Origin of the sequence: Sediminibacillus terrae, from assembly GCF_009602435.1 — a bacterium.
GTDB classification, from domain to species: Bacteria; Bacillota; Bacilli; order Bacillales; family Amphibacillaceae; genus Sediminibacillus; species Sediminibacillus terrae.
The window spans coordinates 169,043-182,483 of sequence record NZ_VZDQ01000023.1; the positions used below are offsets into that span (position 1 = coordinate 169,043).

Consider the following 13,441-nt stretch of genomic DNA (forward strand, 5'->3'; position numbering starts at 1 on the left):
TCGGCGTTGGTGTTCGTTGAAAAGGTCGATTGAATATAAGCAAAAAGAATCCCTGACCGATTTAATCGGTCAGGGATTTTACATGCAAAAAAGAACCGAAAACCAGTTCAACTGAAACAGGTTTTCGGTTCTTTCATTAGCAAATTCTTATATGGACCACCAATGGAATCCATCGTTTTCCAGTAGCTCATTTGCAGCTTTCGGCCCCATGGACCCAGACTCATAGTTAGGGAAATCTGCTTTCTTGGCAGTCCAGGCTTGGGAAATGACATCGACGAACTTCCAGGACAGAGCAACTTCGTCCCAATGCGTGAAGTTGGTGGAATCCCCGAGCATGCAATCGTATAACAGGACTTCATATGCCTCCGGTGTGTTGATTTTATCGCCGTTATGGCTATAGTAGTTCAATTTGACTGGAGTGGAGGTCGTACCGACTCCGCGTTTTTCTGCGTTCAAATGGAGGGTGACCCCTTCATCCGGATGGATATGGATGACCAGAAGGTTCGGCTGTATGTCTTTTCCTTTATTAAAGTACAAGTTCATCGGCAGTTCTTTGAATTGGACGACAATCTCTGTTGCCTTGGCAGCCATTCTTTTTCCGGTACGTATGTAGAATGGTACCCCGGCCCAGCGGAAGTTATCGATTAACAGTTTTCCGGCGACAAAGGTTTCTGTGTTGGATTCGGAGTCAATTGCCGTTTCATCCCGGTAACCTTCTACTTGTTCTCCATTGGTAAGGCCCGCACCATACTGTCCGCGTACAAAGTAATCATCGACAGTCTCGGGCGTCATCGTCCTTAATGCCCGCAGTACTTTGATTTTTTCACTACGTATTTCATCCGGAGTGAGTTTGATCGGGGGCTCCATTGCCAGAAGGGCAAGCATTTGCAGCATGTGGTTTTGGACCATGTCCCGCAATGCCCCGGATTTATCGTAGTAGCGTCCTCGTTCGCCGACTCCAAGCGTTTCACTTGAAGTGATTTGAATATTGTCGATGTATTGATTGTTCCATAAAGGCTCAAAAATGGCGTTGGCAAAGCGGATCACTTCGATATTTTGCACCATTTCTTTGCCGAGATAATGATCGATCCGGTATATTTGCTCTTCATCAAAAGCTTGGCGGATTTGTTCATTCAGTTGTTTAGCCGAAGGATAATCATGGCCAAAAGGCTTCTCGATAACGAGGCGTGACCACCCTTTGGTATCCGTCAGTCCTTCATTCTTTAAATTTTCTGCAATGGTTCCAAAGAAGTTAGGAGCCATGGCCAAGTAGAATATCCTGTTTTCTTCGGTATGATGTTTTTCATCAAGACGTTCCAGGAGATTTTTTAATTCCTGATAGGAAGCCAGGTCGGTCACATCGAATGGCTGGTAGTAAAAATGAGAAAAGAACCTATCGTTGATCTCTTCGTTATCCGGTCTTGAAGCTTTAACAGACTGTTCGACATTTTCCCGGAACGATTCGTTGGTATGCGGCCGGCGTGCGACACCGACGACAGCAAAGTCTTCTGACAGCTTGCCGTTTTTATATAGTCGGTAAATGGAAGGGAACAACTTACGGTTCGCCAAATCTCCAGTTGCTCCAAATATAACAAGTATGGATTTTGGATTGTCCTCGCTCATAACGTTCTTGACCTCACTTTATCATTTATAGTTACTATTTAGTATGTGATAGATGAATGATTAAAAACGCCTTTTCACTATGAAAAGTAATAAGGAGACGTTTCTTTCTACCATACCATGTTAACTACGAATGACAAAATTATTGAACCCCGATTTGGCGCATAATTTCAGGTAAACGTTTACGAATTCGCTTTCTTTTTTCAGATAATTCCCGACAGTTTCGTTGACACCCTGACAGCGATTAAGTAAACTTACAAACATAAGAAAAAGAAAGCGTTTACTCTTTGTTTGATAAAGGGAGAATACTATGAAACCAACCATCAAAGATGTAGCCAAACATGCCAATGTATCGATTGCCACGGTGTCGCGGATTTTAAATCATACTTCTGTCGGTTATTCTGCTAAAACAGAAAAATTGGTGATGGAGGCTGTAAAAGAGCTGGACTATCGGCCAAATGCTGTTGCAAGGGGATTGATCAATAACAAAACGCAAACAATCGGAGTGTTGTTTCCTGACGTGTCCGGCATGTTGACATCCGAACTGCTCTATGGGGTAGAAGAGGTGGCGCATCGGCTTGGGCATAGTGTAATCTTCTGCAATACTTCGTCCAGCGGGAAAAAAACGCTGGATTATCTTCAGCTGTTATCCGAAAAACGGGTCGAAGGAATCATCTTCGGCAGTTCTGTATTGACAGAGGCGTACTATGAAGCGATTGTCGCAATGAATGTTCCAGCTGTACTGGTATCGACAAAATCAAAGAAGTATCAGCTTCCATATGTAAAGGTGGACGATAAGGATGCTGCCTACACTGCTACTGCATATCTCATCCAACAAGGCCATCGACGCATTGCCATGTTAAGTGGCAATCCCGAAGATAGCGTAGCGGGAAAACCCCGGATAGATGGTTTCAAGGAAGCTTTGCGTGACTATGGATTGAAAGGGGAGGATTCGCCTGTTTATGCGGCGGAAGGATTTTCCTACGAGGACGGCAGATCGTTGTTCGCAAGACTTATCGAAGCGGCGACGGGTGTCACTGCCGTATTTGCTGCAAGTGATGAAATCGCGGTAGGGGCACTTTCAACAGCTTACCAAATGAATATCCGAGTTCCGACTGAACTGTCGATAATCGGTTATGACAACTTAAAAATTTCGGAAATGGCCATCCCGCCACTGACAACGGTGGAACAACCATTATGGGAAATGGGGAAAAAGGCAGCAGAATTACTGTTCGAAGGAATGGAAACTGGGACACCCGGAAAAAGCATCATCATGCCGCATCGTATCATTGAGCGACAATCAGTGAAGCAGTTGGTCTAAGGAGAATGGCTTGCGTAAACCAGCAAGCCATCTTGTACACGAAATAGAGTAAACGTTTACTTCAATCGAGGAGGAGAGAAAAGATGAGTGAACAATGGTGGAAAGAGAGTGTTATTTATCAGATTTACCCAAGAAGCTTCCATGACAGTAATGGCGATGGCATTGGTGATATCAAAGGGATCACCGAGAAGCTTGATTACTTGAAAAAACTAGGTGTGGACGTAATCTGGCTATCGCCGGTTTATGATTCGCCGAACGATGACAATGGCTATGACATCCGGAATTATCGTGAAATTATGAAAGAATTTGGTTCGATGGGTGACTTTGATGAATTGTTGGAGGAAATGCACCAGCGCGGTTTGAAGCTGGTCATGGACTTGGTTGTCAATCATACTTCCGATGAACATGCCTGGTTTGTCGAGTCCCGTTCATCCAAAGATAACCCGAAACGGGATTATTATATTTGGAAGCCAGGAAAAGATGGCAGAGAACCAAACAACTGGGTGTCGGCTTTCAGCGGCTCGGCTTGGCAGTACGATGAAAAAACGGATGAATACTACTTACATCTTTTTAGTAAAAAACAGCCGGACTTGAATTGGGAAAATCCTGACGTCAGGGAAGAAGTGTACCAGATGATGCGCTGGTGGCTCGACAAAGGGGTCGATGGGTTCCGGATGGATGTCATCAACTTTCTATCCAAAGATCAACGCTTCCCGGATGGAGAAGCGGAACCGGGTCAGCGTTTTGCTGATGGTGGCAGATTCTTCGTACAGGGACCGAGAATCCACGAGTTTTTACAGGAAATGAATCAGAAAGTTTTATCCAAGTATGACATCTTGACAGTAGGCGAAATGCCTGGTGTTACAGTAGAAGAAGCGAAGAAGTTCACTGCTGAAGATCGGAATGAGCTGCAGATGGTTTTCCATTTTGAACATGTCGGACTAGGGGATGGACCGAACGGAAAATGGGACAACCTCCCATGGAAGTTGACAGAACTGAAGGAAATCATGTCCAAGTGGCAAAAAGGACTGGAGAAAAAGGGATGGAACAGCCTGTATTGGAATAACCATGACCAACCACGGGCGGTATCCCGGTTCGGGGATGATGGGCAATATCGCGAGCAATCGGCAAAAATGCTGGCTGTTTGCCTGCATATGATGAAGGGGACACCGTACATTTATCAGGGCGAAGAAATCGGGATGACAAACGTACCGTTTCCTTCGATAGAAGAATGCCGGGATATCGAAACGCTGAACTGGTATGAAGAACGGATGAAAGATGAAGGGGTTGATTCGGCAAAACTGCTGGAAGCAATCTATGCTAGAGGGAGGGACAATGCCAGGACACCGGTCCAGTGGAACGGAAGTGAACATGCCGGATTTACGACAGGGGAGCCATGGCTAAGTGTTAATCCGAATTATAAAGAAATCAATGTCGAGAAGGCGTTAGCAGACCCGGAGTCCATCTTCTACTTTTATCAAAAGCTGATTGAACTCCGGAAGCAAGAAGAAACGATTGTCCATGGGGATTACCAGCTATTATTGGAGGAAGATGAAGAAATCTTTGCCTATACCAGATCGATGAAGGAAGAAACATTGCTGATTGTCTGCAATTTCAGCAGCAATGCACAAAAGCGCAGCTTCGGGAATATAACAGACGGAAAACATCAGCAATTGTTGATTACGAACAACCGGAAACGGACCGGTCAGGAGAACCTGTCCGAAGTAGCCTTACAACCGTATGAAACATTTGTTTATAAATTAACCTGACTTAATGATGGGGTCAGTCCCCCGACATGGTAGCGCTGCGTCGTGGTAGAGCGGTGGGGGACTGATCCCTCCCATGTGTTTATGGTTTGGTGGTGATGGTCAAGGCTGGTCTGCGGGCTGCATTGGTTTCTTCTTTTGAGTAGATGTTGACGTTTCCATTCTGCCCTTGCGTATCTGCGACAAGAAAACTGATTGCTTCCGAACCATACTCCTCAACAAATTCCGTAACATCTATTTCATGAAGGGTGGTTTCAGCTTGGTCGACAGTAATGGTTCCCAGGAAAAATGCTGAATCACCAATTCCGGTTACCTCGACTCTGTCTTCAGCAACATTGGGGGCGTTGCTCCAGGTGACAGAATCCTCCTGCCAATCATTGTTCAGAATTCCATAGATACTTAGTGTGACGGAAGTGGTATTGCTTCCGGTCTTCCCTGTCAGTTGGAACTCAGCCGACTCCATTTCTTCTAAGTCATCCAAGTCAAATCGGTAGAGCGCCATTCTTCCTTTACTTTTATCCGGGTTTTGTTTGATGTTGAAGTACTTATAAAAGTTGCGGTCCGGAGCTTCTGTGTCAATCAACTCCTGGTCGATGATTCCGTAATTTGCATCAGGCTTTTCAATGTCTATCAACGCATCATGGGAGGGGGTCAGGGACTGGATGACTGGTTCACTTTCTATCAAATTGACATAATCCTCACCAACAGTCCGCCGGATGACATTATCTTTTATGGTAATCTCTTTCCCTGCTTCCACCCGAATTCCGTTGCTATTGCCGATTAGTATGTTTTTTTCTACTAATATATTTTCCGGTATTCCGGCACCCTTGCCGCCGTTGCGTATATCCCCGTCATCTTCTGCGATAAAGATACCCCAGAACCCCTCGGCGTAATTGTTCATTATTTTATTGTTTTTGACGATTGTACCTGGAGCGTTCAGTAAATAGATTCCTTTCGCATCGGCCGGGGTCGATGTATGCATGATTTTGTTGTTCTCGATCACTGTTTCCGGCGATCCCATCATGACGATTATGCCGTCCCGCGTATTTGATAGAGTATTGTGATGGATATAGTTTCCTGCTCCCGAAGCAGAATGGGAATTTGGCGGCGTTCCGCCAGTATTGCCGACTCCGATACCGCCGCGCGGAATATCGACTAAACGGTTATGGCGTACTTCATTTAAATATTCCCGCTGGCCATGCAAGTCGACTGCATCATGGATGACATCCCGATAGGTGTTGTGCTCGACCAAGTTGTTGTGGGCATAGTTTTGGATCAGCGTTCCATGGCGGAGATAGGGGCCCTCGAAATGGCTGTTTCTAACTATATTAAAATACGTGTCATTGGCGTGTCCCAGTCTGTCGATACCCTGTATCCCCTGGATTCCGACTCCATAGCCGGCACCACCGCCGCCGACGTCCGTCGCATTTTTAAAGGTCGCCTGTTCGACGGTGTTCCGGTTGCTTTTTTCTATCCTCACACCCATCCGTTGAAATTTTTCGATGGTGATGTTGCTTACGGTAATGTGATGGGAAGGCTGTCCGGCAGAATCGGCTATAAAAATACCATAAGCAGGACCTCCGTGCTCGGGATTGTTTTCACTTGGATTATCTGAATAATCACCATCAAAAGTGGAAGTGATGGTTAGATTGGAAATCGCCAAATCGTGTTTTCCATAGGCTGTCATTACTTTACTGTTAGGCACTTCTTTCATATCAAAATTTGATACCAACACTACACCTGTTTCTGATTCGCCCCGAAGATTTACTTCATCCTTTAAGTAGATGTGGGAGGTGAAGTCATTTTCCATGGTGCCCATCAAGTTGTACGTTCCATCAGGGAAGTACACTTCATCGCCGGAGTCAGCAGCTTGTATGGCTGCATTGATGGCAAGGGCATCATCATGGCTGTTATCCCGTAAATCAGCCCCAAAGTCTGTGACATTGAGCGTCTTTCCGGTCACCGGATGTGGGGAGGATGGGACATATGGTGTTTGGTCAGGCAAATAAAGACCGGCTTTGGTGAATGGATCGGCGTCAGGTACCGGGCCGGGATCAATGGCTTCTAATTCTTCCACGATAGGGCCGTCAGGGTTGGGAGGATAGATATGGGCAGCTGTTATGCTATTCCAATCGTTCCGCGAATTGCCATGACCGATAATTCTTACATACCTCGCTTCTTGATCTGGAAAGTCAAAGGCTTCCAGGTTTATGGATGTACCGCTGCTTTCCTGCTGTTCAACGACCTTGGTCCACGTCATACCGTCATCGGACAATTCAATATCCACGGTGGTGGAACGGATATCGCCGTTATAGAAAGCCAGTCCAAGATAGCCCAACTCCTGGATGCTTCCTAAATCATACTGAATCCATTGGCCGTTTCCTTGAGCCGACCATCTTGTCGACAGATTGTCATCCAGTGTGTTTTCCGGAATATTTCCATCATGGACACTTGCAGAGACATCGATGACAGGATAGTGGGTAACTGTTGCTGCAGCATGGAGACTATTGCCGGGCAATACAGACAAACAAGACCAAAGTGACAAACAGATAAGGCTGAACCACACGATTCTACTTTTCATACTTCTCCGCCTTTCGTTTTGTTTTCTCCTTTGAAAAACAACGAGAGCCCTTCTGGATGAAAAGACTCTCGCTGATTCCTGATAAATTGGGGATTAAAATTCCTTCGGTAGCTCCAACCGGAATGTCTTCCCGTCTTTTGTGAAATAAAATTGTTGACTAAACCCTTGGTCATCGATGAAGTAAGAGACATAGGCCGGTTCCATTTTTTTCATCGGATGAAGCAGCGTGACAATCCTGTGCTCGGATGCCGGGCGGGTTTTGGCGTGCAGCCGCCAATGGACCGGGTTTCCTTCCAATTCATCCAAGTCGACCCCAGGGAAGTCATTGTATTGGTTCAATGTCAATTCACCGCTTGAGCAATGGATAAATCTTCCCTCCAACGCTGCACTTTTTCCTTTCACCACGAACGATTGATGGGAAAGCTCCATCTCTTGAAGGGTATGGAGCAGCCAGTCGAGTTCCGCATCCTGTTCGAGGTTGACTGTATCCACAAGGATGAAGTAACTGTCATCGACAAAATATGTTTCCCGCGTATAACGTGTCAGGTAAGGAACGTCATGCTGATAGGCAGCGGTCGCATCGCCCCGTATATAAGCATAATTTTTCTTCTGTTCGACGGTTTCGATTTGTCCGCAGGCATCCTTGGCCAGGAACTTATCCTTCCCTGCATACTGACCCTTCCCGTCGATCAGAATGGCATTTTTGGAAATCGTCTGCCTGCGCCAGTTGGTATGCATCGTGCTGTTAAAAGCGACATAATAACCGCTGTGGATTGCCAAGGGGTCCCCAAAGGCGTGCAAGACAAAAGCGTTTTGATCGCCGTGACTGTGACTGATCGAACCGTAAGGACTGCTTTTTGTCAGGTACATAATATGTTCTTCCGGATCATCCATCCGGTTGTGCATAGCAGCCCATCCGACATCTTTAAACCATTTTACAGGAGAGATATCGGATGGAGCTTTTGCTTCGATTTCCGGATAATCGTGCAGGTACATCATTTCATCAAAATGAAAATCCCACCACCCTTTGTTGTAAAACTTGTCATAAGGGTCGGTATCATACTTTTTAGTCTGCTCGTAATACCATTGGTAATAAGGATTCCCGGTAACACCCGCAAATTGCCGGATGTTGAAGCCCACCTTCAATCCCGGGAGGTCGCCAAGATTGGCATGGTCCCCGAAGCTGGCTCGGTTTGTATCGGGTGGGTAGACATACAAAGGGAAATCACCGGTATTTTGAAAAAATGGCCGTCGATACAGGTCATAGCCGTTGAAGTTTTTCAACAGGTTCATTGCTTCGATGACATAGGCCATACCGGTCAGCCAGTAATGGGGGCCTTCAGCCCATCCGCCATCCGCCCCGCCCCAGGGGGTGTAAAGGCCGCTGTAATACTCGATGGTGTAATCAAGCCACTCTCTTGCCTCGGGAACATCATCAAACAAGGCAATTCCGGCGGGAACAAGAACAGATGACAAGGCACGGACAGCATGACTGTCATATGGGACCTGATGGATTTTGGATCGTTCGATGACGTGAAAGGCGACTTGCTCGGTTCTGATGAACAGCTGTTTTTTTACAAAGTCGGCCTCATTCTCGGAAAGGTATGGAAGCAGCCAGTCGTAACCCCAGCTAAGTGCACCGACGATACGAAAGGCGGCTTCATCGTTGTAGTCCCTGGACGTCGGCCCGTCCGGATTCCAGCTAGCTGTATGGAGCAGCCATTCTTTCGCTTTTGACAGGATACTGTCATCCTTCAGAATCACGCCCGCAACGCTTAAATGGCGGATCGCATGCAATACCTGCTGGCAGTCCATATACATTTTCCGCCAAAGCTTCGCGGTACGCTGGTGATTTGGATATGGCGCCGGTTCCTGGATAAGTGGCATGCTCAGGTAAGGTTCTACAGAATGGCGGTAAAAATTTTTCCAATGGCAATAATCCGGCTCGGCAGACAGATTTGACCGGAAATCGGACAAAGCCTGTTCTGTCAACCAGAGCCGGGGCCTGGCGGTGTTCACCTCTGCATATCGGCTGCTTCGGTCAGGGAGAGGGGTTTCCGGAAGATTTTCCGATATAATAAAACGGCGGACTTTGCTCCAGTCGCTGACCCGGTTTTCCTCCTGATCCAAGAGTGCATAACGCCAAAAATAGGTGCCGGACTGCAAGGGACAGTCCGGGGTGAACAAATTGTGCGGTATCGGCTGATAGGTTAAGGTGTCCTCCTGTGGAAAAGCAGCATCGGTGGATAGCTGCAACACATAGAAGTCATCTTCAAGCTTTGCCGGCATCCAGGTGAACCGCGGGGGATTTTCGATGATCCCGGTCTGTTCGTCTGGCTGATAAGGGATGTTCAATGTGCCGCTTTCCGGCTGGTATAATTTGAACAACGTTTCTTTCACAAAAAGACCTCCTCGAATCAAATTGGTTCCCGCTTTTCCAAATCCGCCGGCGACCTATAGGTCATGGAGGACCGAACGGATATGGAAAACGGGAAGGGATAGCATGAATGACAGCTTATCGGGACAACACGCCGTCGTCCTCGTTATAACGTTTGGTCGCTTCTTCGATTGCCTGACTGCCGCCCTTGTTCAACCATTCTTCGACGATGGTGTCATGATAGTCGAGCGGTTCCTGGCCGAGGATGATTTTTGCTGCTCCGGTCATCCAAACATCAGAAGGGGTGTCGCTGCCTGGACGGATATCCGGGTTGCTTTCCATCGCTTCCAATGGCGGATCGTACAAGATACTGTCCCGTCCTTCATTGCTCAGGATGTCATCGAACACCGACATCAACTCCTGTCCTTCATCGGTCAGTTCGAGGATTCCCTTTGTGTAAGTGGCGTCACGGATCATCCACAGCCAACGGTTGCGATAATGCTGTTCATTGAGGAAATTCGTATCATCTTTCATTTCATAATCGACTGTCCCGTCTTCGCTAAGCTCATACGTGTCGCCTTCAATTCCATAAGTGAAAAACCTTTCCGCTTCTTCCGTGACCTGCCAGTCGAAGAATTTGATGATGTCTTCCACATTCGCATCCGTTTCACTGCTGATCAGGAAGGAGCGGGTTACCTGGCCGTATAAGTAGTGTCCGCCTTTTCCGTCTGGACCGACTGGTGATGGAATGATCGCGACTTCGGCCTCTGGCACATTGTTTTGGATTTCCTGTTCCCATGCATTGACTTCTTCAGCGTTCATTGACCACATCCCAGTATTTCCGGCAATAATGTTACTGCGGTATTCCGGTTGTTGGATAGTCAAAAATTCGGGATGGATCAGTCCTTCTTCATACATGGTGCGGTAGTATTCCAGTGCATCCTTGATTTTGTCCCCGGCCATGAACTTTGGCACAACTTGATCGTTGTATAGCTCCCATTGATATGGAAAGGCATCGAATGCTCCAAAAAATGTGTCCGAATATTTGAAGTCTTCCCGGCCCTGATAGGGATTTTTTACTCCGAGCTCTTTAAAAGCACGCATGACTTCGAGAAACTCATCGGTCGTCTTCGGTACATCCAACCCCGTTTTTTCCAGGAGATCCATGCGGATGGCGGTTCCGCGTCGTGAAGGATTGGAAAGGTATTCCGGTATTGCATAAATTTTTCCGTCATAGGTCACCCGATCCCATGCCTCCTGAGGGATGGCTTCGAGAAGGTGCTGGCCGTGTTCTTTCAACAAATCATCCAACGGCATGAAGGCACCTGCTTCGACCCCGCCGGCTAATTCCGGACCCAGCACACCGCCCCCGGCCTGCATGACATCTGGGATATCATTGGAGGCGAGCATCAAGGTCATCCGTTCCACATATTCATTGTGCGGTACGAGGCGGATATTGATATCGGTGCCCGTCAGCTTTTCCAGTTCTTTGACGTATTTATCATCATTGATGTCCGGATGGCTTTCCACATACGGCGTAGCCAGGGTACGCATGGCAATCGAAAAGCCGGAACCTTCGTCTTCGTTTCCTCCCTGCTCATTTGAAGCCTTAGATTCTGAATCCTTGCAACCTGCCATCACTGCAATAAGAATGACGAGCGTGACTCCCAGCAAAACCGTTCGCTTTTTCATTTGTTCCTCCCCTTTGATAAATAAAATGTAAGTGCTTACAAAAGACTTTAACACATTGCCTGCAATGGCGCTTTCGTCTGTTTTTAGATGCAGTTGTCAATTTTTTATACGGCAGTAAAAATCCAGCGAGTGAAGCAGTCTCCATTTCAATCCTTCAAACTGCCCAGCATGAACCCTTTGATGAAATGGCGCTGCAAAAACGGATAAATCAGCAAAATCGGAACCGTGGCTACAATAATGGTGGCCATTTTGATTCCTTCGGGAGAACTTGAAAGCATCGTTGTGTAAAAGTCTGAGGTAGGGTCTGAGGTGAAATTCTCATCGACGATCATTTCCCTTAATTTGATCTGGAGCGGATACAAGCTTCGATCTTCGATGAACATCAATGCATTGAAATAGGTGTTCCAATGAAAAACAGCGTAAAAAATCCCGAGTGTGGCCATTGCCGGCTTGGAGAGCGGCAGTACGATTTGAAACAGGATACGCAGTTCGCCCAGTCCATCCATCCGGCTCGACTCGATTAGCTCCTGCGGAATCTGCATAAAAAAGGAGCGCATCACGAATAGGTTGAAGGCACTGATGGCTGTCGGAAAAATCAACGCCCATACCGTGTTCAGCAAACCGAGGTTTTGGACCACTAAAAAGGTCGGAATCAGCGGCGCCGAAAAAATCATCGTAAACAATACCATGAACAGAAGGAATTTGCGGCCGAGCAATTCTTTTCTCGATAGGGGATAGGCAAGCGATGCTGTCGCAATCAAATTGAACAAGGTGCCGAACACCGTGATGAATATCGTGACGCCGAATGACCGCCAAATACTTCCGTCTTGGAAAACAAAGCTGTAATTATCGAAGGTGAATTCGACCGGGAGGAAACTGACCTTTCCCTGATCGATCGCTCCGGAACTGCTGAATGATTGAGCCAAAACGTGAATAAACGGAAGAATCATGATAAGGGACACAAGAATCAATACAACCATGTTGGTTCTCAGGAAAGCTTTGCGAGCACGACTCTCTTTGATAGCCATATGATCATTCCTTTCTAATATAGACTGTTGCCGGTGGTTTTACGGCTGACAAAGTTGGCCCCGACCAGCAGAATCAATCCTACTACTGATTTAAAAATGCCGATGGCGGTTGTATAGCTGTATTGGTTTTGCAGTAAGCCGGCTTCATAGATATACGTATCGAATATCTCCCCGTTGACACGGTTGAAAGGATTCAGGAAAACATCGACCCGCTCAAAGCCGAAATCCAAGAAATTGCCGATTTGCAGCAGGAACAGCATCATGATCGTCGGCATCAAGGTCGGGATGGTAATCTTCCAGGTTTGCTGCCATCGATTGGCGCCATCGATATCTGCGGCTTCATACAATTGTGGGTTGATGCCTGCCAGGGCAGCTAAATAGATAATCGTGCTCCAACCGGTTTCCCGCCACATTCCGGAGCCGACAATAATTGTGCGGATAAAACTGTCCTCACCCAGGAAGTAAATCGAATCAATGCCAAAGAGATTCAAAAAATGGTTGACCATCCCGGTAGATGGTGACAAGATTCCGATAAAAATACCGCTGATGATCACCCAGGACAGGAAATGGGGCATGTAGACAATCGTTTGGATGATTCTTTTTGCCAGCAATTTTCTGACCTCGTTCAACATCAAGGCAAGAATAATCGGAGCAGAAAAACCGAAAACAATATCATATAAATTGATCAGCAAGGTATTTTTGAGAATCCGTAAAAATTCCGGATACTGAAACATTCTTTCGAATTGTTCCAATCCCACCCAAGCACTTCCTGTAATGCCTTGAAAAATGTTGTAATCCTGAAAGGCGATCACCGATCCCATAATCGGGATATACTTAAAGATGATGAAGTATGCGATGCCTGGCAATGCAATGAAATAAAGTGCTTTATGTTTCCAGACGAGTGCCAGTTTCCGTGAAGTCATTTGGCTGCCTCCTTTTTAGATATTTCCATAAGCATAATTATTGAAAGGGCTTTCATCCATGGAGTCGATTTTGTACAATTTGTGTTTTTTTTGGATATCGGCCGATTACGTCTCATAGATTTACTAACAAATT

At 46.6% G+C, this 13,441-nt stretch carries 8 protein-coding genes; 2 read left to right on the plus strand and 6 right to left on the minus strand.

All coding sequences use genetic code 11. From position 1 onward, the window contains the following. Nucleotides 1–147: 147 nt before the first annotated feature. Entirely contained in the window at nt 148–1,623 is a 1,476-nt protein-coding gene (gene zwf, locus F6X55_RS09900) for a glucose-6-phosphate dehydrogenase (RefSeq protein WP_153463001.1), read from the minus strand. A gap of 307 nt (nt 1,624–1,930) precedes the next feature. Here zwf and F6X55_RS09905 point away from each other — a divergent pair, with 307 nt between their 5' ends. Both F6X55_RS09905 and F6X55_RS09910 read left to right on the plus strand, forming a co-directional pair. Continuing rightward, nucleotides 1,931–2,941, plus strand: coding sequence for a LacI family DNA-binding transcriptional regulator (locus tag F6X55_RS09905; RefSeq protein ID WP_153463003.1), 1,011 nt, complete (start codon nt 1,931–1,933; stop codon nt 2,939–2,941). Nucleotides 2,942–3,024: 83 nt separating this feature from the next. Continuing rightward, the gene (locus F6X55_RS09910; protein ID WP_026571187.1) at nt 3,025–4,710 is read left to right on the plus strand and encodes a glycoside hydrolase family 13 protein; all 1,686 of its coding nucleotides are present in this window, start codon (nt 3,025–3,027) and stop codon (nt 4,708–4,710) included. Between the two features lie 79 nt (nt 4,711–4,789). Here F6X55_RS09910 and F6X55_RS09915 read toward each other — a convergent pair whose 3' ends face one another. The 5 genes from F6X55_RS09915 to F6X55_RS09935 form a co-directional block, all read right to left on the minus strand. After that, on the minus strand, nt 4,790–7,288 hold the full coding sequence (locus tag F6X55_RS09915; RefSeq protein WP_153463005.1) for a DNRLRE domain-containing protein: 2,499 nt from the start codon (nt 7,286–7,288) through the stop codon (nt 4,790–4,792). A 93-nt stretch (nt 7,289–7,381) separates the two neighbouring features. Next, nucleotides 7,382–9,688: a DUF4962 domain-containing protein gene (locus F6X55_RS09920; RefSeq protein WP_237648636.1), complete on the minus strand. Its 2,307-nt coding sequence runs from the start codon at nt 9,686–9,688 to the stop codon at nt 7,382–7,384. 115 nt (nt 9,689–9,803) lie between these two features. Next, nucleotides 9,804–11,357, minus strand: coding sequence for an extracellular solute-binding protein (locus F6X55_RS09925; protein WP_153463007.1), 1,554 nt, complete (start codon nt 11,355–11,357; stop codon nt 9,804–9,806). A gap of 146 nt (nt 11,358–11,503) precedes the next feature. Next, nucleotides 11,504–12,385, minus strand: a complete 882-nt coding sequence (locus F6X55_RS09930; protein ID WP_035427135.1) for a carbohydrate ABC transporter permease — start codon at nt 12,383–12,385, stop codon at nt 11,504–11,506. Nucleotides 12,386–12,399: 14 nt separating this feature from the next. Next, entirely contained in the window at nt 12,400–13,308 is a 909-nt protein-coding gene (locus F6X55_RS09935) for an ABC transporter permease (RefSeq protein ID WP_051382193.1), read from the minus strand. Nucleotides 13,309–13,441 lie beyond the last annotated feature (133 nt).

What these genes read in the sequence shown, in the direction of transcription:
- F6X55_RS09930 (WP_035427135.1), bottom strand. Translation starts at nt 12,385, where the DNA reads ATGGCTATCAAAGAGAGTCGTGCTCGCAAAGCTTTCCTGAGAACCAAC.
- F6X55_RS09925 (WP_153463007.1), bottom strand. Translation starts at nt 11,357, where the DNA reads ATGAAAAAGCGAACGGTTTTGCTGGGAGTCACGCTCGTCATTCTTATT.
- F6X55_RS09935 (WP_051382193.1), bottom strand. Translation starts at nt 13,308, where the DNA reads ATGACTTCACGGAAACTGGCACTCGTCTGGAAACATAAAGCACTTTAT.
- F6X55_RS09915 (WP_153463005.1), bottom strand. Translation starts at nt 7,288, where the DNA reads ATGAAAAGTAGAATCGTGTGGTTCAGCCTTATCTGTTTGTCACTTTGG.
- F6X55_RS09910 (WP_026571187.1), top strand. Translation starts at nt 3,025, where the DNA reads ATGAGTGAACAATGGTGGAAAGAGAGTGTTATTTATCAGATTTACCCA.
- F6X55_RS09905 (WP_153463003.1), top strand. Translation starts at nt 1,931, where the DNA reads ATGAAACCAACCATCAAAGATGTAGCCAAACATGCCAATGTATCGATT.
- zwf (WP_153463001.1), bottom strand. Translation starts at nt 1,623, where the DNA reads ATGAGCGAGGACAATCCAAAATCCATACTTGTTATATTTGGAGCAACT.